The organism is Erwinia piriflorinigrans CFBP 5888 (genome assembly GCF_001050515.1).
Classification (GTDB): domain Bacteria; phylum Pseudomonadota; class Gammaproteobacteria; order Enterobacterales; family Enterobacteriaceae; genus Erwinia; species Erwinia piriflorinigrans.
Genome location: NZ_CAHS01000006.1, coordinates 24,964 through 47,240, shown reverse-complemented (window position 1 = coordinate 47,240; position 22,277 = coordinate 24,964). Strand labels below are relative to the sequence as shown.

General features: G+C 53.0%; 18 protein-coding genes. 14 read left to right on the top strand and 4 right to left on the bottom strand.

The annotated features are described in order from the left end of the window. Positions 1–55 precede the first annotated feature (55 nt). A complete protein-coding gene (locus tag EPIR_RS02105; RefSeq protein WP_023653640.1) occupies positions 56–1,207 on the bottom strand; it encodes a porin in 1,152 nt (383 codons plus the stop codon). Positions 1,208–1,644: 437 nt separating this feature from the next. Here EPIR_RS02105 and opgB point away from each other — a divergent pair, with 437 nt between their 5' ends. Next, positions 1,645–3,939 (top strand): phosphatidylglycerol--membrane-oligosaccharide glycerophosphotransferase, encoded by a 2,295-nt coding sequence (gene opgB, locus EPIR_RS02100; protein ID WP_023653638.1) that lies wholly within the window; start codon positions 1,645–1,647, stop codon positions 3,937–3,939. A gap of 57 nt (positions 3,940–3,996) precedes the next feature. Further along, on the top strand, positions 3,997–5,208 hold the full coding sequence (gene ampH / locus EPIR_RS02095) for a D-alanyl-D-alanine-carboxypeptidase/endopeptidase AmpH (RefSeq protein WP_048696708.1): 1,212 nt from the start codon (positions 3,997–3,999) through the stop codon (positions 5,206–5,208). A 22-nt stretch (positions 5,209–5,230) separates the two neighbouring features. Here the strand turns inward: ampH and EPIR_RS02090 are convergent, their stop codons facing one another. Then, entirely contained in the window at positions 5,231–5,542 is a 312-nt protein-coding gene (locus EPIR_RS02090; RefSeq protein ID WP_023653636.1) for a helix-turn-helix domain-containing protein, read from the bottom strand. 131 nt (positions 5,543–5,673) lie between these two features. Here EPIR_RS02090 and EPIR_RS02085 point away from each other — a divergent pair, with 131 nt between their 5' ends. Further along, positions 5,674–5,937, top strand: a complete 264-nt coding sequence (locus tag EPIR_RS02085) for a helix-turn-helix domain-containing protein (RefSeq protein WP_023653635.1) — start codon at positions 5,674–5,676, stop codon at positions 5,935–5,937. Between the two features lie 123 nt (positions 5,938–6,060). Then, positions 6,061–6,876: a lipoprotein NlpA gene (gene nlpA, locus EPIR_RS02080; RefSeq protein ID WP_023653634.1), complete on the top strand. Its 816-nt coding sequence runs from the start codon at positions 6,061–6,063 to the stop codon at positions 6,874–6,876. Between the two features lie 48 nt (positions 6,877–6,924). On the opposite strand, the gene EPIR_RS02075 is transcribed toward nlpA, so the two are convergent. Continuing rightward, the gene (locus tag EPIR_RS02075; RefSeq protein WP_023653633.1) at positions 6,925–7,482 is read right to left on the bottom strand and encodes a YecA/YgfB family protein; all 558 of its coding nucleotides are present in this window, start codon (positions 7,480–7,482) and stop codon (positions 6,925–6,927) included. A gap of 847 nt (positions 7,483–8,329) precedes the next feature. Between EPIR_RS02075 and EPIR_RS02070 the strand changes: the two genes are divergently transcribed. From EPIR_RS02070 to EPIR_RS02025, 10 genes are all read left to right on the top strand, one after another. After that, entirely contained in the window at positions 8,330–9,058 is a 729-nt protein-coding gene (locus tag EPIR_RS02070) for a helix-turn-helix domain-containing protein (RefSeq protein WP_167337179.1), read from the top strand. A 153-nt stretch (positions 9,059–9,211) separates the two neighbouring features. Next, positions 9,212–9,745 (top strand): fimbrial protein, encoded by a 534-nt coding sequence (locus EPIR_RS02065; RefSeq protein ID WP_023653631.1) that lies wholly within the window; start codon positions 9,212–9,214, stop codon positions 9,743–9,745. 76 nt (positions 9,746–9,821) lie between these two features. Then, on the top strand, positions 9,822–10,364 hold the full coding sequence (locus EPIR_RS02060; protein WP_023653630.1) for a fimbrial protein: 543 nt from the start codon (positions 9,822–9,824) through the stop codon (positions 10,362–10,364). Continuing rightward, a complete protein-coding gene (locus EPIR_RS02055) occupies positions 10,364–12,904 on the top strand; it encodes an outer membrane usher protein (RefSeq protein WP_023653629.1) in 2,541 nt (846 codons plus the stop codon). The genes EPIR_RS02060 and EPIR_RS02055 overlap by 1 nt, the downstream gene beginning before the upstream one ends. Positions 12,905–12,988: 84 nt before the next feature. Continuing rightward, positions 12,989–13,735: a fimbria/pilus periplasmic chaperone gene (locus EPIR_RS02050; protein WP_023653628.1), complete on the top strand. Its 747-nt coding sequence runs from the start codon at positions 12,989–12,991 to the stop codon at positions 13,733–13,735. Positions 13,736–13,824: 89 nt separating this feature from the next. Beyond that, positions 13,825–14,439 carry a fimbrial protein gene (locus tag EPIR_RS02045; protein ID WP_023653627.1) on the top strand — a complete coding sequence of 205 codons (615 nt, stop codon included), beginning with the start codon at positions 13,825–13,827 and terminating at the stop codon, positions 14,437–14,439. 10 nt (positions 14,440–14,449) lie between these two features. Beyond that, positions 14,450–15,421: a fimbrial protein gene (locus EPIR_RS02040; protein ID WP_023653626.1), complete on the top strand. Its 972-nt coding sequence runs from the start codon at positions 14,450–14,452 to the stop codon at positions 15,419–15,421. 340 nt (positions 15,422–15,761) lie between these two features. Continuing rightward, positions 15,762–17,648: a site-specific DNA-methyltransferase gene (locus EPIR_RS02035; protein WP_023653624.1), complete on the top strand. Its 1,887-nt coding sequence runs from the start codon at positions 15,762–15,764 to the stop codon at positions 17,646–17,648. 14 nt (positions 17,649–17,662) lie between these two features. Continuing rightward, positions 17,663–18,568 carry a hypothetical protein gene (locus EPIR_RS02030; RefSeq protein WP_023653623.1) on the top strand — a complete coding sequence of 302 codons (906 nt, stop codon included), beginning with the start codon at positions 17,663–17,665 and terminating at the stop codon, positions 18,566–18,568. Beyond that, complete coding sequence (locus EPIR_RS02025) at positions 18,568–21,579, top strand: type III restriction-modification system endonuclease (protein WP_023653622.1); 3,012 nt, start codon at positions 18,568–18,570, stop codon at positions 21,577–21,579. Before EPIR_RS02030 ends, EPIR_RS02025 begins: the two co-directional genes overlap by 1 nt. A gap of 351 nt (positions 21,580–21,930) precedes the next feature. On the opposite strand, the gene EPIR_RS02020 is transcribed toward EPIR_RS02025, so the two are convergent. After that, on the bottom strand, positions 21,931–22,212 hold the full coding sequence (locus tag EPIR_RS02020; protein ID WP_048696703.1) for a hypothetical protein: 282 nt from the start codon (positions 22,210–22,212) through the stop codon (positions 21,931–21,933). Positions 22,213–22,277 lie beyond the last annotated feature (65 nt).

Sequence of the window (22,277 nt, the reverse complement as noted above, 5' to 3'; positions counted from 1 at the left end):
CTCCGTCTCTCTCAGGCAGGCGTTCCCCGGTATGACACCGGGGAACGGGTAAAACTTAGAAGTCGTAACGCAGACGCACCAGGTTCATATCGCCCAGGTTGTCGGTACTGGAGGTAAAGACGTGTTCGTAGTCAACGCGGAAGCCGTAGTCCAGCTTGAAGGTGACGCCCACACCGTTATCAATACGCTGGTAGTCGCGCCCGGTGACATATTGCATACGGTCACCCATCACATACGGCATCACTGACTTCAGGCCATATTGGTTAACCGCAACGGTATATCCGGCGAGGTATTCAATACCCCAGGCATCACCTGAGAAGTAGTGATTAACATCGACTTTTTTGCTCGGCAGGAAGTTATCATACCAGCCGCCGCCGACGGTAAAGGTCCAGTTGTCCGGCGTCCAGCTCAGAGCAGTACCGAAGATGTTCTGGTCATATGATTTTTCATCACCGTTGCCAGGATTGCGCATTTCCGCCCGGGTGTAGTTCCATGCGGTGCCCCAGGTCAGCTCTTTAGAGATATGATAATCCACGCCCAGCGATCCGCCGCCCTGGCGCTTATAACGCAGACCATTGCCCGGCAGGTATTCATTATCAGCAAACAGGTAGGAGGCGTAAACATCAGCATCGCCGAAGGTATTTTTATATTTCAGCATCTTGCGTGAACGATATGAACCATCGTAGTCGCCTTTAATGCCATTACCCGGAGCCTGGCCCAGCATGTCGTAGTCCCAGAGATCGGTTTTCGCCCCGACCACATCGTAATACACGCTGTTTTGCTGGCCAAAGGTGAGCTGCCCCCAGGTTTTGCTTTTCAGGCCGGTATACAACATGCGGCGCGAGGTGTTATTCGCCCCGTCAGCATGGTGACTATCCCAGTCGAACAGAGTTGGAAAATCTATCCCCAACTCGTAGTAGTTTACCCAGCTGATATCATCAAAAAGATAGTAATCAGCCGCAAAGCGTAAACGGCTGCCGCCATCAAAGCCGTTACGTTTGTAGGATCCCTTGTCACCGTCGCCGGTTAAATTGTTAAACTGCGGACGAATGCTGCCACCCACGGTAAAATTAAGGCGGCTTAATGGATCGCCTGCCTGCGGATTCTGTTTCAGAACGGTAATCTCCGCATTTGCAGCGAAGGAGGCACTGCCAATAACCAGCCCCAGACCAATGGCCTGAGTTAAAATATGTTTTTTGGTTAACATTTCGTAGCCCTGTGTAGTATAGAAAAAGGAATAGCCAGCGCATACTATCCTGATGGCTGTCCTTTAATAGCGGTAACAGAGCTAATTTGTCTGTATTTATGTCAGAATAGATTAAGCAAGTATGTCAAACAATGAATCTGTTAACACAATCAAACCATTGTGACCTGAACTTTATTCGGCAAAAGGTGCGTACAAGGAACTGCCTGCACGATGCTGCCACATCACAGAGGCAAAGCGATTATCCGTAGCGGGTTCATCCCCGATCGATTGCTTGTTAAACCAAATATAAACACAACCCATTATGCAGTGAAAACCACCTAACCCCCTGTTTCTACGGAGGGTTGTCTGGGGTAATTTACTGCGTTAAATTTCCTCATCATTTCTTTCCTCGCAGCTACCTGACAGGGAGTGCGTCAAAACAGGATAAACTCAACCTAATGGTTTCAGAATGGATAGCGTTGCTGTTATTTTTCACTTCGGCTCTCCTCTACACTTGGAAGGCTGGACGCCATAAGCTGTGGTTTATTGCAGTATTGTCGTTGCTCGGCGTCTACATCGTGCTTAATGCTTCGCTGTTAGCCAGTGACTATTTTACCGGCGAAGGGATCAATGACGCGGTCATCTATACCATCACCAGCAGCCTGAGCGGCGCCGGACTGCAAAAATATATGTTGCCCGCAGCAGGGCTGGTCGTGATTTTATTGCTGCTGTTTGCCTTGCTCGCGTGGGTTTTACGCCTGCGCAAAAGCCACAATTACAGCCCGCTTTACAGCATACTGGCATTAATACTGGCGCTGGCCTCCATTAAAACCACCCCGGCTTACCAGCAGGTGACGGCGCTGATCCAGTCACAAACGAATAAAGGCGAATCTGACTTTTACAGCAACTACCGGATACCCGCTAAAACCCTGCGCGGCGAGCGGCCTAACCTGGTGTATATCTATGCGGAAAGTCTGGAACGCACCTATTTTGACGAGCAGGCCTTCCCTAATCTGGCACCAGAACTGAATAAGATAAAAGACCAGTCGCTTGATTTCAGTCATACCGAGCAGTTACCCGGCACCGAATACACCATTGCCGGTATGGTCGCTTCACAGTGCGGCATTCCCCTGTTCGCCCCGTTTGATGGCAATGCGTCCAGCTCGCTTTCCACCTTCTATCCGCAAAATATCTGTTTGGGCGATATTCTTAAATCTTCGGGTTATCAGAACTATTTTTATCAGGGTTCCAGCCTGAGCTTTGCCGGTAAGGACCTGTTTCTCTCCTCTCACGGTTTTGACCATCTTTATGGATTCAAGGAACTGAAAAGCGTGGTGAAAGACGAGAAGTATCGCAACGACTGGGGCTGGTATGATGATACGGTGCTCGAACAGGTGTTCGATAAATACACAGAGCTGGCGCAGAAGGGGCAACCCTTCTCGCTGTTTGCCCTGACTGTTGATACCCATCATCCGGACGGATTTATCTCACGCAGCTGTCAGCGCAACGCTTACCCGTTCGAGGGGAAAGAGAATAAATCCTTTGCGGCAGTGGCCTGTAGCCAAGAGCATATTGCCCGGCTTATTGAAAAAATCCGTGCCACTCCCTGGTTCAAAGATACCCTTATCGTGGTCAGTTCCGACCATCTTGCGATGAACAACACCGCCTGGAAATCCCTTAACCAACACGATCGTCACGATCTGTTCTTTATGCTGCGCGGCGATGACGCCGACGGCCGGGTGCTCAATAATAAACGCAATACCCTGGATAACGGCGCAACCGTGCTGGATGCGATGGGCGGCGATAACTTTATTGGTCTGGGGCGCAGCAGCCTGTCATCCACTTCGCTTTCTACCACTTATCTCAATATCAAAGAGAAGATCAATGAGTGGAAACCAGACGTGATAAAGCTGTGGAACTTCCCTAAGACGATTTCAGACTACACAATCGATACGGCGAAAAATACTTTCAGCTTCTCGGGCGCGCATTTCAAACTGCCGCTGCTGCTGTCCGTGATGCCGAACAGGATCGAACCCAAGCTGGATGCCTGGCTGGCAACACCGCTAAAGCAACAGCTGGCAAGATTCTCCGCCGATGAAAAGTTCGTCTGGATCGACCACTGTTTTAAGATCGGCAGTATCTGGGATGATGCGCTGGCGCTGAATAGCGGCCTGTGCGTGGCTAACGGCACGCTCAACGTGCAACCGACCATTTTGCAAGTACAGCCTGGCACCTCGCAGGGGAAAATCCTTTTCCCGGCGAGTAACGAACAGAGTGAGGATCGCTACCTGCGTAGCCTGGCACGCCTGCGAATTGCCGATACCGACCTGACATATCACTCCGACACTATTCTATTTAATCTGCCCGGCATGCCGCAGCAGGTGCAGAAGATCTCCGGCCTCTCTTATCCTGAACCCTGGGGGCGCTGGTCGGATGCCAACCTACAGCCGGATGTCACCATACAGTATCGGGAGCCGCTGCCCGCAGCCTTCACACTGACGATAACCGCGCGCACCTGGGGCAATAACAGCCTGCACCCGGTGACGGTGAAAATGGGTAACTGGCAGCAGCAGGTGACTTTTTCCGCGCATGACACCACCCTGACTCTGCCGGTCGATAATCCCGCACGGGCGCGCACTATTACCATCACGCCATCGCAATCGACAGAGTCCACTGAGGGAACAATGGACGGCTTTGCCGCGCGAAAACTCGGCATTGGCCTTGTCAGCCTGCTTGTCACTCCGCAGCCATGACCAGCACGATGACTCCACAGGAAAGACTTGCAGTTAAAGTCAAAAAAACTACTATGAATCGCCCATTCATTCACTGACAAGAGCGGCCACCCGTTGAAACCCTTGCTTTGTGCTTTTTTGCTGCTTCCCGTACTGGCACTGCCGCTGGCAGGCCATGCGCGAACCGCTCCCGATCCCTTATTGGCAGCTAAGACGGTGGAGCGCTACGCCGATAATATTTTTTACAACACCAAAGCCAGCGCAATGGCGATAGTGGCGATCGATGCCAATCAGCGGATGTTCGTCAGCCGTGGTTCGGTGCGTCCCGGTAGCCAGCAGCCACCGCAAAAAGATTCCCTGATCCGCGTGGCGTCACTCACCAAATTGATGACCAGCCAGCTGATGGTTAAGCTGGCCGAAGAGGGGCGTTTGCAGCTGGACGACCCGCTTAGCAAATATGCTCCTCCCGGCAGCCGGGTGCCGAGCTTTGACGGGCAGCCTATCCGCCTGATTAATCTGGCTACACATACCAGCGCCCTGCCGCGAGAGCAGCCCGGCGGTAAAGCGGTACGGGCGGTATTTACCTGGCCTACCTACAGTCAACGCTGGAACTGGCTGCGCAGCGCGCAGCTGAAATGGGCGCCCGGTGAACGGGCCGGTTACTCTAACCTCGCTTTCGATCTGCTGGGGGATGCACTGGCAAGGGCTGGCGGTAAGCCTTATTCGGCTCTGTTCCGCGAGAAGATCACTCGCCCGCTGGGAATGAAGGACACCACCTTTACCCCCTCGCCGGATCAGTGTGGTCGCCTGATCATCCCGGCCAAAAGCCCCAGTCCTTGCGATAATTCCCTGGCGGCTATAGGCAGCGGCGGCGTTTATTCCACCCCGGATGATATGGGGCGGTGGATGCAGCAATTCCTCTCATCTGATGTGCATACCCGCAGCCCGCAGGCCGATCGTCTGCAAACGATGATTTATCAGCGTAGCCAGCTGACGAAAGTGGATGGAATGGATGTGCCGGGACGGGCCGATGCGCTGGGGATGGGCTGGGTCTATATGGCACCGCACGATGGCCGCCCGGGTATTATTGAAAAAACCGGCGGCGGCGGCGGCTTTATCACCTATATGGCAATGGTGCCGCAGTACAGCGTAGGGGTATTTATTGTGGTTGCCCGGTCGGCAGAAACTCGCTTTACGCCCATGAGCGACGGAGCGAATAATCTGTTAACCGAGCTTATTGGCAATACCTCCGGCAGCGCCCGGCTAGCCGCCAGCATTATGGCTAACTGAGCAACACCGCCAGAAAGCGAAGTTAAGCGGCACTTTCTGGCGGTATGATAATAATATCCTCTTTATCGCCCGTGACGCGTGACCGACGCAGCCGCTGTTCACGAGCCAGCAGCCGTCCCCGGCTGTCGTAATAACGGCTGGGCCAGATCGCTGCCGGATGAAGCCCCAGTGCGGCAGCAATAATAAACTCCCCTTTTGGCCACGGCCTCTTCAGCGCATTCGCCAGCGTACCGGAATTCAAACCGGCCTCACGCGACAATGCCGCCAGTGACGTCTTGCGTTTTTTGAATGCGGCCAGAATATCTGCCGGATGCATATCTGTTCTTTTTTTCATGCCTTCCTCTGCTTATGATTTATGTCCGTTTAACTCCTGCTACCCTTAAAAGTTAGCACTAAGTATTACTTAGTACAATTTACTTGAGCAGCTAAGAGAATCCTGTTAGTTATTCAGAAGTCAGGATCGACATGCTGCCACATCGTTTGAAAGAAGCTCGCCTGAAAAAAGGCCTTTCCCAACAGAAGCTTGGGGTTTTAGCGGGCATTGATGAAGCCACCGCCAGCGCACGGATGAATCAATACGAGCGCGGCATACACGTTCCTGATTTTGAACTGGTCTGTCGGCTTGCGGCAGTGCTGGATGTGCCTTCCTGCTACCTTTACGCGGTTGAAGATGATCTTGCCGAGCAGATCCTGCTGTGGCATGAACAACGCAATAAAAGCAAATCTTAGCCCCGCCTCGTCTTTTTCTGCTTATAAATCATGCTTTTTTATCATAAGCCGCGTCATTGACTCAGCGGCCTGATTGCGGTTATTTATTATTCTGCTATCTGACTGAATCTAAGGATAAATAACGTGAAGCCTGCCCTGAATCATACTGTAACCGCCGCGCTGTTGATGCTGGGTTCCCTGCTGGCGGGTTGTGACAACAAAAATTCGGACGCCCATCATATTAAGGTAGGTGTGATTAACGGTGCCGAGCAGGATGTGGCAGAAGTGGCGAGCAAAGTGGCGAAAGAAAAATATGGGCTGGACGTTGAATTGGTGGGTTTCAGCGGTTCACTGCTGCCCAATGAGCCGACCGCCCATGGCGATCTTGATGCCAACGTCTTCCAGCATCGCCCGTTCCTCGAACAGGATAATAAAGCCAAAGGCACGTCGCTGGTTGCCGTCGGCAATACCTTCGTGTTCCCGATAGCCGGTTATTCGAAAAAGATTAAACGGATTTCCGAACTGAAAGACGGTGATACCATCGCCATCCCTAACGATCCGACCAACCTCGGGCGCGCACTGTTGCTGCTAAACAAAGAAAAGCTGATCGCCCTGAAGCCCAACACCGGGCTATTGCCAACGGCGCTGGACATCACCGCGAATCCACGGCGTTTAAAGATTATCGAAATAGAAGCCGCACAGCTGCCGCGCGCACTTGACGATGCCCAGGTGACGGTGGCGATTATCAATACCACTTATATCCAGCAGACCGGCCTGAATCCGCTACGCGATAGCGTGTTTATTGAAGATAAGCAGTCACCCTACGTCAATATTATTGTGACGCGAGCAGACAACAAAGACGCAGCCAACGTGCGCGATTTCATTCATGCTTATCAGTCGCCGGAGGTGGCAGCGGCGGCGGAAAAAATCTTTAACGGCGGTGCCGTGGTGGGTTGGTAAATCGTGACAGCAAACGCCACGCGACGACACGCGTGGCGGAAATGGGCGTTAATGCAACTGTCTTTTCTGATGCAGACTCAACGCCGCCGGGCGTATAGCCGCAATGCTCCGCTCATATTCATCCGGTGAAAATGTGTCCAGTTCGGCGAAGTGCTCTTCCTTGCCATGTAGCGCAATCACCTGTAGCGCCGGGTGCAGGGATTCATGTAGCCTGGACCAGTCGCCCAGCGCCACGCCTTTCATATAGCCGAAACACCACTCTTCCACCACGGTAAATTCCTGGCCTTCCACTTCACGGGTGCCAAACAGCGGTTCGAACTGGTCGGGATATTCATTCAGGCGGTCGGCAATATCATTCATATGCTGCGCGATCAGGTCCATAAACTGCTCGAACTCCTCCTCGCTTTCCCAGTCAGGGTCGTGCTCTTCCCCACCCCAGATCAGCGGCAGCCACAGCTGCGGCTCCACCAGCGTTGGGCCGGAGAGAATGGCGGTAAACAGTCCGTCCAGCTCAGAGGCATCAAGTACCGACTCTTCATTACCATATTTGGTTAAGATATCGTCCAGCCACTCCAGCTCTTCTTCTGTTAATGGTCCTTGCTGCATACTTATCTCCTCGCTGCGCATAGGGATTTTCATCCGGCGTCTGCCGGTCTGGGGCTATTCTGGGCGGCAGGAAGGGAAAAATCCACCTTAATCGATGTGCTTTCGCCAGGCTGACGGATCTTATTCTGACGTTTCGTGCGCCGGCCGTTTGCAATCTTTAGCAGAAGAGCAACGCTATTTTCAGCCTGCCGTCCGTCATTCTGTAGCAAGAGAAAATAGCGTCATAGCCTGATGATGTCGTCATAATGCACGGAAAAAAACACTCACCACGCTAATAGTTTATAGCTGACATATATGTGTATAACTTGGAATTAATCCAGTTTTTTCGGAGTATCTCCCTTGCATCCTCTCCGCTGTCGATAGCCATCACTTGCATACATCATTTTTTTCAGAAACACATTCAGACAGATCATTCAGCTAAAAATTTGCCTCATGGTAAAACTAATCACACCACCATCTTGCTTCTTATGCGCATTAAGACCAGCAATCACCATATTATGAAAATAAAGAAATAGGATATTTACGTTAAATTTGAGTTAAGAAAAAATAATTTATCCAGAACGGTTATTTTTAAGATTGACCTTATTATGTAACCATAAAAACCATAATTATTATTATCGAGTAGATAATGTATTATCTAATAGGAATAATCTTAAATGATGTTAGGTTAATACTCTGTTTTTATCGATTTAACGATCTATTATGTTGCTTAATGCATTAGTTGAAGTAGGATATATGCATACGAAATGTTGATTTGCGAGATAACGTAACCAAGTGTGAAAACAGGCGGTTCGTATTTGAGCCATTGTTCTTTGCAATGGCCAGGGATGCAAAGGGAATGAACGGGATGCCAACCATATCGAAACAGACGCACACCACGCGCCGAGCGCTGGTTCTGGATAATAACAGTTATTTTCTTGATGCCGTAGAAAAATGGGCAGGGTTAAATAACATCATTGTTAGTGCGACCAGCCATTCGGATGATTTTTTCTACCGCCTGGCGATGAATGACGATATCGACATTGTATTTGTCTCTTATAATCCTGTTTGGACAAGAACGCTGCATCTTCTCGACAAGCTACAGCGATTCTACCCTGATATCAGAACGGTCGTTGTGGTTGATTTCCCTCATACTCCATCCGTTATCTTGATGAGAAGTTTTGGGGTAAATATCATTATTACCAAACAAGATATTTTAAGCTGTCTGCCAAAAACCATAACTCTCGCTCCATCGAGCCTTTACCTTAGTCCATCTATTGCTGGACAGGTTGACGGTGAGCACCTTGAATTTAAAAATCGTCTTACCCATGAAGGCGTCACGCTGACTCAAATGGAGCGTACGGTGCTGGCCGAACTTAGCGGTGAAAAAACGATTAAGCTTATTGCCAGAGAACGGGGATGTAGTGCGAAAACCGTTAGTCAGCATAAACAAAATGCGTTATGCAAAATGGGTTTCAGAAAGTTGAAAGAAGTATTTTCAATCAATAAAAAAATAAATATGGCAGGGCTGGTTTATCTACTCGCCACCATACTATTTTGCCAGCCTTACCTGGATATTCTTAAATTTAGTTTTTAAATGGATAGGTTTACTTAAAATCCATAGACCTACTCTTAACTTAACGTTTCATACAAGTTAGCAAGAGACGCACCTATTCCCTTTTCGGGAGGGGCAGCTTTTCTCGCTTATTAGCGTAGTGCATCAATGTGTTTTATTAAGGAGATAGAAGTAATGAAATTGAATAAACTGTCAGCCGTATTAGGATTAGGTTTTGTACTGGCGAGCGGTGCCGCTTTCGCTGCTGATCAGGGTCATGGAACGGTGACCTTTAAAGGATCTATTATTGATTCACCTTGCTCAATCACTCCTGAAACAGCTAACCAGACTGTTGATATGGGACAGATCTCTAACAAGGCTCTGCAGAACACCGGTAAGTCAACCGCGCGTCCTTTCTACATCAAGCTGGAAAACTGCGACGTCTCTTCACTGACCAACAAAACCGTCACCACCACCTTTACCGGCACCGCATCTAAAGCACAGCCTAAAAACCTGGCGTTAGTGGGTCAGGCTTCCGGTGCAGCGCTGGTTATCACCAATGGTGACGGTGCTTCTATCGACCTGGGCAGCGCATCACTGCCAACTTCCGTGCAGACCGGCAACAATACGCTTTCTTATGCTGCATACCTGCAGGGTGACTCTGCCGATGTCGCTGTAGTGCCAGGTGACTTCTCCGCAGTTGCTAACTTTACTCTCGCCTACCAGTAAGCCTGAAACGTCGTGACAGGCGCCTCAGTGCGCCTGATTTACAGAAGTTAACGGTTATCAACGGGAAGGGGGAGCGATGGTCACAGGCCACAATTCTGTTTTTTTACTTTGCCTTATGCTGATGCCTTCGGCGGTTTTTGCCGACCGCCAGGCCGATCAAGGGCACGGGCTGGTTGAAATGCAGGGATCGATTATCGATACCCCCTGTGCCATTGATGTTGCCGATCGTAACCAAAGCATTGATATGTCGGTGATCCCTGTCAGCCAAATTATGCGCGACGGTCAGGGACCTACACGTCCATTTACTATTCGATTAATTAACTGTGTGCTAACCCCGCTAAAACCGGGTCAGCCTATGGTTTCCAGGTTCAGCGTCACCTTTGACGGTGCAACCACCAACGATAACCTGTTTGCCGTATCCGGAGAGGGCAAAGGGGTTGGGCTGCAAATTGCCGATGCCAATGGCAACCTTGCCGATCCTGGGCAGCCTCTGGCCGGTGGCAATCTGCAACCCGGTAACTCAAATCTTGATTACACGCTGCGCCTGGTGAGCAACCGTCAAACGTTGCGTGCAGGCACCTATGCCGCCACTATTCGCTTCAAGCTGGACTATTACTGATGAATGTCTACCGCTATTTCGCCGTACGCCCTCTTTCCGCGCTGCTGGCTTTAGCTGCATTGGTGAATCTTCCGGCGTTGGCTGTAGAAACGATCGAGTTCAACACCGATGTGCTGGATGTTAAAGACCGCAGCAAAATCGATCTCAGTGATTTCTCCCGAGCTGATTATCTGATGCCGGGGCAATATCAGATGGTTGTCCGCATCAACAAAAACGAGCTGCGCGAGCAAAACATTACGTTTATGCCGCCCGCAGACGACCCAAAAGGCAGCATACCCTGCCTGACGCCGGAGCTTGTTAAACAGCTCGGCTTCACCGCGTCTGCCATGCGCGAATTACGCTGGTGGAATAATGGGCAATGTCTGAGATTAGACTCCCTGAAGGGAATGACCGCCCGTGGAGATTTAGGCAGCGCATCGCTATACATAAACGTTCCCCAGGCGTATCTGGAGTACGTTGCTGACAATTGGGATCCACCCTCACGCTGGGATAACGGTATCAGCGCGCTGATGTTCGATTATAACCTGAATGCCCAGAGCACCCATCAGTCTAAAGGTCACGAAACCCAGACTCTGAGCGGTAACGGCACCACCGGATTTAATCTCGGCGCATGGCGACTGCGTGCCGACTGGCAGGGAGGTTACGACCACTCTACCGGTAAGGGCGAGGGCAGCAACAATAACTGGGATATGAGCCGCTACTACGCGTATCGGGCTATTGCATCGCTGCGTGCCAAGCTGATGATGGGCGAGAGCTATTTGAACTCCACCATTTTCGACAGCTTCCGCTTTCTCGGCGCCAGCCTGGTCTCCGACGACAATATGCTGCCGCCCAACCTGCGCGGCTACGCGCCGGAAGTTTCCGGAGTGGCTAAAACCAATGCAAAAGTCACGGTAAGTCAGCAGGGACGCGTACTCTATGAAACGACCGTATCCTCAGGGCCGTTCCGCATCCAGGATCTTAATTCGGCAACCACCGGTACGCTGGATGTCAACATTCAGGAACAGGACGGAACCAGCCGCACTTTCCAGGTCAGCACCGCCAACGTTCCCTATCTGACCCGACCGGGCCAGCTGCGTTATAAGTTAGCGCTAGGTAAACCCTCTGACCTGAAGCATAACACTCAGGGGCCGGGATTCGCCGCCAGCGAACTCTCATGGGGAATTAATAACGGCTGGTCGCTGTACGGCGGAACCGTGTTGGCCGGAGACTACAACTCTGCGGCGGTTGGCGTGGGGCGCGATCTGCTGTCATTCGGCGCGCTGGCGTTCGACGTCACCCAGTCGCGCGCCACTCTGCCACAGCAGGGAATGTTAAGCGGGCGATCGTTCCGCCTGAGCTATTCAAAACGCTTCGACGAGTATGACAGCCAGGTGACCTTTGCCGGCTATCGCTTCTCCGAGCGCGACTATATGAGCATGACGCAGTACCTTGATTCCCGCTATCACGGTAACAACTACGGCAGCAGTAAAGAACTTTATACCGTCACCTTTAATAAGCAGTTCCCGGATATTGGGATCAGTTCCTATATCAACTACAGCCATCGTACTTACTGGGATCGTCCGGCTAACGACAACTATAACCTGTCGCTATCGCGCTACTTCAACGTAGGCCGCGTGCACAATGTCAGTATTAACCTTTCGGCCTATCGTAACAGCTATAACAACCGCGATGACGACGGCATGTTCCTTAGCCTGACCGTCCCCTGGGGAAATACTGCCAGCGTCACCTATGACGGACAGTTCAACAGTAGTGGTAGCAGCAATATGGTGGGTTATTACGACCGTATCGACGATAACAACTCCTACAACGTCAAGACCGGCGTCGCACAGCAGGGTCGTGGCGCGGCCAGCGGCTACTTCACTCATGATGGTGATATGGCGCAGATGACCGCCAATGCCAGCTATGAAAGCGGAAGATACTCTTCGGTCGGACTGGGGTTACAGGGAGGTATCACCGCCACGCCGCAGGGTGCCGCGATGCACCGGGTTAATGCCTTGGGAGGCACCCGCATGATGGTCGATACCGACGGAGTCAGCGATGTTCCGATACGCGGTTATGGTGGTCTCAGCCACAGTAACCACTTCGGTAAGGCGGTTATCAGTGACGTAAACAGTTACTACCGCAACAGCATCTCGGTCGATGTCAACGCCCTGCCGGATAACGTTGATGCCACCCGCTCGGTGGTGCAAGGCACGCTGACCGAAGGTGCCGTGGGTTACCGCCGCTTTGGCGTGATTTCCGGAGAAAAAGCGATGGCAAACCTGCGGTTAGCGGATGGTTCTTCTCCGCCGTTTGGTGCCACCGTCGTGAACCAGAACCACTATCAAACCGGCATCGTTGGTGATAATGGCAGCGCATGGTTAACCGGTATTAAGCCTGGGGAAACAATGCGTGTGCGCTGGAATGGCAAAACGCAGTGCGTTATTTCTCTGCCTTCACCGCTGCCGCCACTGACCAGCAACCTGCTGCTGCCGTGTCGCGCAGCAGGAAACGACCTGGCAAAAGACGATGCCGTAGAGAAAGAGAACGGCCTGTAAAGGCCGGATGAAGATGACGCACGCCGGGGTGAACTTCCCTCCCCCGGCGAAAGCTAATGAGGTGATAAAGTGAACAGATCGGTGATGAAATATTTGGCGGCAGTAACCCTGACAACGGCTGGCCTGCTTGCGGGCGTACAGCAGGCCAGCGCGGCCATAGCGCTCGACCGCACCCGCGTGATTTTCGACGGCGCGAATCACTCCATGAGCGTGAATATCAGCAATCAGAACAGAGAGCTACCTTATCTGGCACAGGGATGGATTGAGGACGATAAAGGCAACAAGATTGAGTCCCCGCTGATGATACTTCCCCCGCTACAGCGTGTGGAGCCAGGGGCAAAGAGTCAGGTAAAAATCCAGGCCACCCCGGCACTGAATGCACTGCCGCAGGATCGCGAATCCCTTTTTTACTTCAATCTGCGCGAGATCCCGCCGCGCAGCGAAAAACCTAACACGCTGCAAATTGCGCTGCAAACTCGCATTAAGCTGTTTTACAGGCCGGCCAGACTGCAGGCGGGGCAAAATGAGTACAACGATCCCTGGCAGAAAAAGATCACCCTGACGCGCGAAGGCGATAAGTATCGCCTGAATAATCCAACCCCCTACTTCGTCACCCTTGTTGCGGCAGAAACGTCGCAGAGCGGGAAGGATATCGCCAGCTTTAATCCGCTGATGGTTGCCCCACAAAACTCATCGCTGCTTACCCTAAGCGCGGAAACCCTCGGCAGTACTCCGGTACTGACCTATATCAACGACTTTGGCGGCCGTCCGAAGCTGGTGTTTAGCTGTAACGGCGCAACCTGTAGCGTGAAAGAGAACCTGCCGGGCTAAGCTGAACATCGGCAGGGTTGCAGGATAGTTAACGGATAACACAGATAGGGTATGGTCGTCAGACTCTGCCCATCGCGGAGGAGAGTACGATGGCAGGAACCGGGCATCAGGAAGTCCGTAACGGACGATACATCGTCAGGTCAGGCGCGATTGCCATGCTGTTATGCCCGGCGATTGCGCTGGCCACGGTGGATAACTGGAACGTTGAAGGCGAAAACGGCGTACTGCACGTCACCGGCGCGCTGAGCGCCGCCGCCTGTCGGCTGGATATGCAATCAGCCCGTCAAGAAGTGGCTATGGGTACAACCCCGCTGTCGAGCCTGAGGCGCGTTGGCGATCGCGGTACGCCCGTTGCCTTCCAGCTTTATTTGCGTGACTGCATGATGAGCGGAGGCAGCCAGCAGGATCGGCGCACCGCCGGACGAGTATGGGACCCGAAACAGCCCGTGGTGACGCTAAGTTTTAGCGGCAATAGCGACATGCAAAAGCCGGAGTTGATCCAACTTAAAGGCGTTTCCGGCGTTGGCCTGCGCATCCTGGACGAACAGAGCCGAGATATCCGTTTGGGTAGCCGGGGAATGCCGCTGTTTCTCACCCCGTGGAACGCCCAACTGACCTACTACGCCGTGCCTGAGCGAACGCCGGCAACGCCGATCGCCGGACCGTACCAGGCGGTTGTTGATTTCAGACTGAGCTATGAGTAAGGGAAAGCCCATGCGATTTACCCGTTTATCAACATGTTCTACTCCCGGCCTTGTCGCTGCGGCTTTGCTGTTCTTTATCAGCCTTGATGCATCGGCCTATACCTGCCGCAACAAGCAGACCGGTCAGAGCCTCAAAGGAGGTAACTCCTCCGTGACCGTACCGATAAGCCGTACGCTGACGTTCGGCGAACAGGTGGTCTTTGATATCGGCCAGTATTACGAATGTAAGAACGATAATCCGGGAACTTACAGCGACTATATGGAGACCCAGGCTAACGCCTCGTCGACCACCTTGCCCGCGTCGTTTGACACCGGTGCTCTGATTAACGGGGGGAAATACGACTTCCCGCTCCCCAAGGTGAACGTTTTTTCCCTGCCGAAAGGGGGCGACAGCAATTACCATAATGTCCCGATACAGGTTTACTATTCGATGAAGGACACCCCAGGGGAGCTGGTAAAAATATCTAAAGGCCAGACGCTGGCCACCCTGAGACTGCATAAATACGCCACCACTACCGGCGGTCCTCAGGATACACAAGACTTCACGTGGAATATCATCGCCGCCAATGACTCCATATTTTCTTCAGGCAGCTGCGAGATTAACGGCGGCCGCAATATCGATATAGATTTTGGCCAGGTTGCCAGATGGCAGCTGACCAGCGCCGGTTCTTACAGCCCGTTCAGAAGACAGGTAGAAGTCCCTTATAACTGTAAGAATCCGGTATCGATGTCGGTGGCGATTACCCTTTCAGCCGACAGCGCCACATTCGCCAGCGACACGATAAAAACCTCCAACGCCAACCTCGGTGTACAGATGTTGCAGAATGGTCAGCTGGTGAAGCCGGGTGATTCCGTGCACACGCAGCTAGTCAGCGGCATTGGCCGCAGTCAGTTTGAGTTTGTCCTGCTGAAAAATGCCAACAGCACGGTCGACACCGGTGATTTTACCGGCAGTGCGGTGCTGGTGATGAGCGCGGATTAACGTTTGGAAAGGGAACCAGATGAAAGCCCCTTAGGGAAATGACCTAAGGGGCTTACTTTCGTGCGCAGATCGCGCCGCATGCCTACCTGAGCAACGATGCTCCCCTTTTGCAAAGACTTTCGCCGCTGAAAGCGCTGTCAGTCCCCCCTAACGCTCTGCGCAATCAAAGCCGCCAAGCGCTACAAATGAATCAAAAAGTTAACTCCTGCCTGGAAACCTGAGAGCTTAAACATCGGATTGCGGCGCTTGTGGCCACACTATAGCGCGAGAAGGTACGCAAAACGCCTCGCTTGGTTTAAGATCACCCCCCGCGCCGCCGAAATGGACTATTGAGATAACCATGAAAAAAATCGCCATCAACAGTAACGAGGCTCACTCTGCCGATCTGGTAGCAGGAAATATTGAACAGCTCAACGCGCTGTTTCCTGAGCTTGTCACCGAAGGGCCAGACGGCGTTGTGGTCAATGTTGACGTGCTGAAAGGACTTGTGGGTGACCGCACCGTCACCGATGCCGATGAGAAATATGGCCTGAGCTGGCATGGAAAGCGTAGCGCCCGCCAGCTTGCGCTGACGCCGAGCACCGGCACCCTACGTCCGGCCACCGAGGTTAGCCTCAACTGGGAGTCCACCCAGAACCTGATGCTGGCAGGCGATAATCTCGAAGTCCTCAAACTGCTGCAAAAAAGCTATTCCGGTAAGGTCAAACTGATCTTTATCGATCCGCCTTATAACACCGGTAAAGACTTTGTTTACCCGGACAATTTTCAGGACAACATCAAAAACTATCTGGAACTCACCGGGCAGATGGAGAACGGGCAGAAGCTGAACAGCAACGCTGAAGCCAGCGGGCGTTTTCATACCGACTGGCTCAATATGATATACCCACGCCTGAAGCTGGCCCGTAACTTACTGAGCGACGACGGCGTGATGTTTATGTCCATCGACGATGGCGAAGTCGCCAACCTGCGTAAGGTCTGCGACGAAATTTTTGGCGAAGAGAACTTTATCGCCAACATCGTTTGGCAGAAGAAATACACCCGCTCCAATGACGCAAAATGGTTCTCCGATAACCATGACCATATCCTCGCCTATGGCAAAAACAAAGAGCGGGTGACGCTCAACGGCCAGGAGCGTAATGAAGATCAGCTCAAGGCTTACACCAACAAGGACAACCATCCGAAAGGCCCGTGGAAAGCCACGCCACTGCATGCCAAAAGCGGCACCAACACCAAAGCGTTTACCTTCAAAAACGGCGCTGTCTGGGCACCGCCGAAAGGCACCTATCGCCGGTTCAATGATGCCGCCATGCAGCAGATGGACGAAGATGATGAGATCTGGTTTGGAGAAGACGGCAGCCTGACGCCACAGCGAAAATCGTTCTTAAGCGAGGTCAAGCAAGGTGTGACGCCGGTAACTCTGTGGCCGTATCAGGAAGTCGGGCATAACCATGAGGCGAATAGCGATCTTAAAGCGCTGGGACTGGGCGGCATTTTCGACAACCCGAAACCCGTCCGTCTGCTGCAACGAATGATCCATCTGGCGACCAGCGCGGATCGGCAACACATCGTGCTGGACTTCTTCGCCGGTTCCGGTACCACCGCGCAGGCGGTGCTGGAATCCAATGCGCAGGACAATGGCAACCGCCGCTTCATCTGCGTTCAGCTTCCTCATCCGCTTTCCAGACCGGTGAGTGAACACGGGATGACGCTGAGCACGATTGCGGATATGACAACGGAGAGGATCCGCCGCGCTGCCGTCGCGCTGCGCGAGCATCATAAGGACTATAAAGGGGATACTGGGTTTCGCGTCTACCGCCTGAGCAACTCCAATATCCGCGCCTGGGACCCGGCACCAGAGAGCCTGGAGCAATCGCTTTTCGACACCGCGCCGCATATCCTTGAAGGCCGTAGCGCGGCGGATGTGCTCAGCGAACTGCTGCTGAAGCTGGGGCTTGAGCTGTGCGTCCCCGTTGTGACCAAGACCTTTGCAGGCCACGAGGTGTTCTCGGTGGCGGGCGGCGTATTAATCGCCTGCCTGACGCCATCTATTGCCGCAGACGATGTAGAAGCGCTGGCGGCGGGGATTGTTGAGTGGCGTCGCGAACTCGCCCCGCAGGCAGATCCCACCTGCGTCTTCCTTGATGATGCCTTTGCTGATGATAGGGCGAAACTGAACATCACGGCGATTCTGCAGCAGTCCGGTATTAAAAACATTCGCAGCTTATAAGGAAGACGCTTCTCATGGTTATTGCTCCCCTGCAACAGGCGCGGTGCACGGACAGATGTCAGATCACCGGTGGCCCAGAGCCAGGCAACTGGATTGTGCCGTCATTACCTCTCGGCTGGCGGCTGGTAAGCTTCCACTTTTTCGTCGACTGGAACCATACGCCGCTTGCGGTGGCCGATCGCATCTGGATGACCCGCCAACTACGGCTTGATGTGGGGGACACGCTCGACAACATCAGCAAAGATAAGATCCTGGCGCAGTTTTATGACGGCGGAACGTTTGAGGAATTTGCCGAGCTGGAGCGTATCTTCGCACCCTGCGGCCAACAGGTGTCTGTCATTCTGCTGCCGGAAATTCCTGTTGGCGATATTGATGACAATACGCCCATCTGGGCGATTATCAGGGGTCAAAACGGGGAGCCTCAGTTCGGGAAATGTCCTGTCAGTCACTTGAAAACACGCATACAACATCATTCAGGCGGCCCGGTTTCCGTCGGGAATAAAGGCCTGACCTACGGCACCAGTGCGGTGGAGTGCGCCTTGTCGAGGACAAAAGCGGCTTTCCCAGGCGACGCGGACGCGGTGATTGTCGACGACCAGCATCGGATACGCTATATCATTGAATACAAAAAGCACACGCTGGATACGCCGATTAGCGAACATTTAGTGCATGAATATTACCCGACCCCCGATCGCCGTAAGTACCAGCGGCTGGAGGCATTGGCCACGCGTTACCGCAGATCGCAGTCATCCCACATTCCGCTGGTTGTGCTGTATTACTCGACAAAAAAGCCAGAAATACGACTACAGGAAATCACCTCGATGAATGCCACAAACATCAAAATAGGCAAGGATTCGCAAGATTGGCCTGTAAATGCAAACACCTCAGCTGATGTTGTGAACTGGCTTGGAAAGCTCTGATGAAACTGAATTTTGAAGCAAACTTAGACTATCAGCGACAGGCTATTGAGTCGGTATGCGATCTCTTTCGCGGGCAGGAAGTGTGCCGCACCGAATTTACGGTCACCCAGCAAACGCCTGGCGCACAGCCGCAGCAGATGTCACTCGGGATCGCCGAGTCCGACCTCGGGGTCGGCAACCGTCTGACCCTGCCCGACGATGCAATACAGCAAAACCTGGAGGCTATCCAGCTACGGAGCGGCCTGCCGCCATCCGATGCCTTAACCTCCGGCAACTTCACCGTTGAAATGGAGACCGGTACAGGTAAAACCTACGTCTACCTGCGCACCCTTTTTGAACTCAACAAACGCTACGGCTTTAGCAAGTTCGTGATTGTGGTGCCATCGGTTGCCATCAAAGAAGGCGTTTATAAAACCCTGCAAACCACCGAAGATCACTTCAAGGGGCTATACGCGGGCGTGACGTTCGACTATTTCCTCTATGACTCCGGCAAGCTTGGCCAGGTCCGTAACTTTGCCACCAGCCCACACATTCAGATCATGGTGATGACGGTCGGGGCAATCAACAAAAGAGACGTCAACAACCTCTACAAAGAGAGCGAAAAGACCGGTGGCGAGAAGCCCATCGATCTGATTAAGGCCACGCACCCGGTGATCATCGTGGATGAACCACAGAGCGTCGACGGCGGCCTGGAGGGACGCGGTAGAGAGGCGCTGGCGGCGATGGACCCGCTATGTACGCTGCGCTACTCCGCCACCCACGCCGACAAGCACCATATGGTGTATCGCCTGGATGCGGTGGATGCTTACGAGCGCAGGCTGGTGAAACAGATTGAAGTCGCCTCTGCTACGGTCGAAGACGCGTACAACACGCCGTTTATCCGATTGATCAAAGCCGGGAGCAAGCGCGGCAACATCAGCGCGACCATCGAGCTGGATATCGCTACCGCTGGCGGTGTCAGACGCCAGGAAGTGAGCGTGCAGGACGGCGACGATCTGGCGCGGCTCTCCCGCCGCCCGCTGTACGCCGATTTCCGCATCGGTGAAATCAGCACCGCCAAAGGCGGGCAGTTTATGGAGCTGCGCTATCCCGGCGGCGAAGTGTTGTTGCAGCCGGGACAAGCCCACGGCGGCGTGGATGCGCTCGCCCTGCAACGTGAGATGATCCGCCGCACCATCCGCGAGCATATGGACAAGGAGCTGCGCCTGCGCCCGCTGGGCATCAAGGTGCTGTCGCTGTTCTTTATCGATGCCGTCGAGATGTACCGACAGTACGACGCCAGCGGCCAGCCGCTGAAAGGCGTCTACGCGACGATCTTTGAGGAAGAGTACCGACGTGCCAGCAAACTCCCTGCCTATCAGAGCCTGTTTGCTGACACCGACGTGGAGGCCCTGGCACAGGCGGTACATAACGGCTATTTTTCCATTGATAAGCGGGTGGTCACTCCGTTTTCCGACCTTGAGCTGAAAAAATCGGCAAAAAAAGAAGATATTGAAACCAGCTCCTACAACCTGATCATGAAAGAGAAGGAGAAATTGCTCTCCTTCGAGACGTCGTTACAGTTTATTTTCTCGCACTCGGCGCTGAAAGAGGGCTGGGACAACCCCAACGTCTTCCAGATTTGTACGCTGCGCGATATTCAGACCGAGCGGGAACGCCGCCAGACCATTGGACGTGGCCTGCGTTTGTGCGTCAACCAGCAGGGTGAGCGGGTGCGTGGCTTTGACGTTAATACCCTGACGGTGATCGCCACCGAGAGCTACGAGCAGTTTGCCGAACAGCTTCAGACGGAAATCGAGAGAGATACCGGCATCCGCTTCGGCATTATCGAACCGCACCAGTTCGCCGCTATCCCGGTAATGAGCGTGGACGGAACATCAGCCCCGCTGGGCGTTGACCGGTCTAAAACGCTGTGGCAAAGCCTGCAAACGCAGGGACATCTCGATGCGAAAGGCAAGGTACAGGAGTCACTGAAACAGGCGCTGAATGACGGCACGCTGTCGCTTCCTGCCGAGTTTGAGGCGCAGCGCGGGCAGATCGTCGAGGTGCTGCGCAAGATGTCAGGCCGCCTTGTGATCAAAAATGCCGATGAACGTCGTGCCGTACCGCTACGTAAAGGCAACGATGGTAAAGCCCTGTACCTGAGTGAGGCTTTCCGCGCGCTGTGGGATCGCATCAAGCATAAAACCACCTACCGCCTACAGTTAGATAATGAGCAGCTGATATCCGAGTGCATCGCGGGTTTGCAGGCGGCGCCAGACATAAGCCGAACGCGTCTTCAGTGGCGCAAGGCCGATATCGCTATCGGTAGAGCGGGCGTGGCAGCGACTGAGAAAAACGGCGCAATGTCGGTAACACTGAACGAAACGCATAGCGAACTGCCGGATATTCTGACGGATTTACAGGACCGGACTCACCTCACACGCCGCAGCCTTGCCCGTATCCTGACCGCCAGCGAACGCCTGGACGACTTCAGACGCAACCCGCAGCAGTTTATCGAACTGGCCGCCGAGGTGATCAACCGTTGCAAACAGCTGGCGCTGGTCCGGGGGATTGTCTATCGAAAACTGGGGGAGCATGACGTTTACGCCCAGGAGCTGCTCGGGAAAGAAACCCTGACGGGCTACCTGAAAAACATGCTGGAAGAGACCCGTAAATCGATATACCAACATGTGGTCTACGACTCGCTTCAGGAGCGGGACTTTGCCGACGCGCTGGAGAAAAACGCCGCCGTGAAGCTCTACGCCAAACTGCCGGGATGGTTTAAAGTCCCTACCCCGCTTGGCAGTTACAATCCAGACTGGGCGGTGCTGATCGAAGAGGAAGACACCCAGCGTCTTTACTTTGTGGTGGAAACCAAAAGCAGCCTGTTTTCCGACGATCTGCGCGATAAAGAGCAGGCAAAAATCATCTGCGGACATGCGCACTTCCAGGCCCTGGCCAGCGGGGATAATCCCGCACAATACGTCGTGGCGCGCACGGTAGATGATCTGATTGGAAACAGCCGGTAGGTAGAGGCTATGGATGGCGGGTTTTTAGATTGTTAGAGCGGGCGTGGGCGATACTGGCAATGCACCAAGATTGAATGCTCCAGCACGTTCAAGACGAATGAGAGCATAATTGAGGTGATTACCTGCCCGCCGCAGCCGGAACCCGCACCAGCGATTACGCAAGAAAAGGTCAGAGAGCACCAGATACTCGGGCGCTATGGCACATCATGCCGAACCGCTAATTAGTGCTAACGGCCGCTGGATACACAGCGGCTTATTTGCGTCCGTTTTTTGCCCCTTTAACGCCTTTTTTCTGGCTAGCACGGTTTGAAAAGAACCGTGTATGTGTATAGGGTTCAGTCCAAGAGACGATTAAACTTTCGTTAATTCCTGATCTTGTAACTCAACCCATACTTCCTCGACGTCATCAAAATATGCAACGCTACTCACACCATTCTCGATGAGATTTCTTTTACTTATCAAATTTCTCGCCCCGCCTCGCGGCTGTGCTTCGATAGGTTGAACAGGTACATACTTATCCGCGAGATACTCTAAAATACCGTTTAAATCATCATGGCCATCTGAATTATAGATATCTTCAACCTGACTACCTTGCAAAAGGTGCTTTATTTTGATTGCATTAACTGCGCACATAATTACCTCGTCATTTTTCTAAATTTGTGGGGTTGGCGGATAGTCTTTATGATTAACCGAGATAG

Bases quoted from the DNA above. Each gene is read 5' to 3' on its own strand.
- EPIR_RS02040 (WP_023653626.1), top strand. From the start codon at position 14,450: ATGCGATTTACCCGTTTATCAACATGTTCTACTCCCGGCCTTGTCGCT.
- opgB (WP_023653638.1), top strand. From the start codon at position 1,645: ATGGTTTCAGAATGGATAGCGTTGCTGTTATTTTTCACTTCGGCTCTC.
- EPIR_RS02075 (WP_023653633.1), bottom strand. From the start codon at position 7,482: ATGCAGCAAGGACCATTAACAGAAGAAGAGCTGGAGTGGCTGGACGAT.
- EPIR_RS02070 (WP_167337179.1), top strand. From the start codon at position 8,330: ATGCCAACCATATCGAAACAGACGCACACCACGCGCCGAGCGCTGGTT.
- EPIR_RS02090 (WP_023653636.1), bottom strand. From the start codon at position 5,542: ATGAAAAAAAGAACAGATATGCATCCGGCAGATATTCTGGCCGCATTC.
- EPIR_RS02085 (WP_023653635.1), top strand. From the start codon at position 5,674: ATGCTGCCACATCGTTTGAAAGAAGCTCGCCTGAAAAAAGGCCTTTCC.
- EPIR_RS02045 (WP_023653627.1), top strand. From the start codon at position 13,825: ATGGCAGGAACCGGGCATCAGGAAGTCCGTAACGGACGATACATCGTC.
- EPIR_RS02025 (WP_023653622.1), top strand. From the start codon at position 18,568: ATGAAACTGAATTTTGAAGCAAACTTAGACTATCAGCGACAGGCTATT.
- EPIR_RS02035 (WP_023653624.1), top strand. From the start codon at position 15,762: ATGAAAAAAATCGCCATCAACAGTAACGAGGCTCACTCTGCCGATCTG.
- EPIR_RS02050 (WP_023653628.1), top strand. From the start codon at position 12,989: ATGAAATATTTGGCGGCAGTAACCCTGACAACGGCTGGCCTGCTTGCG.
- EPIR_RS02055 (WP_023653629.1), top strand. From the start codon at position 10,364: ATGAATGTCTACCGCTATTTCGCCGTACGCCCTCTTTCCGCGCTGCTG.
- EPIR_RS02030 (WP_023653623.1), top strand. From the start codon at position 17,663: ATGGTTATTGCTCCCCTGCAACAGGCGCGGTGCACGGACAGATGTCAG.
- EPIR_RS02105 (WP_023653640.1), bottom strand. From the start codon at position 1,207: ATGTTAACCAAAAAACATATTTTAACTCAGGCCATTGGTCTGGGGCTG.
- EPIR_RS02020 (WP_048696703.1), bottom strand. From the start codon at position 22,212: ATGTGCGCAGTTAATGCAATCAAAATAAAGCACCTTTTGCAAGGTAGT.
- EPIR_RS02060 (WP_023653630.1), top strand. From the start codon at position 9,822: ATGGTCACAGGCCACAATTCTGTTTTTTTACTTTGCCTTATGCTGATG.
- EPIR_RS02065 (WP_023653631.1), top strand. From the start codon at position 9,212: ATGAAATTGAATAAACTGTCAGCCGTATTAGGATTAGGTTTTGTACTG.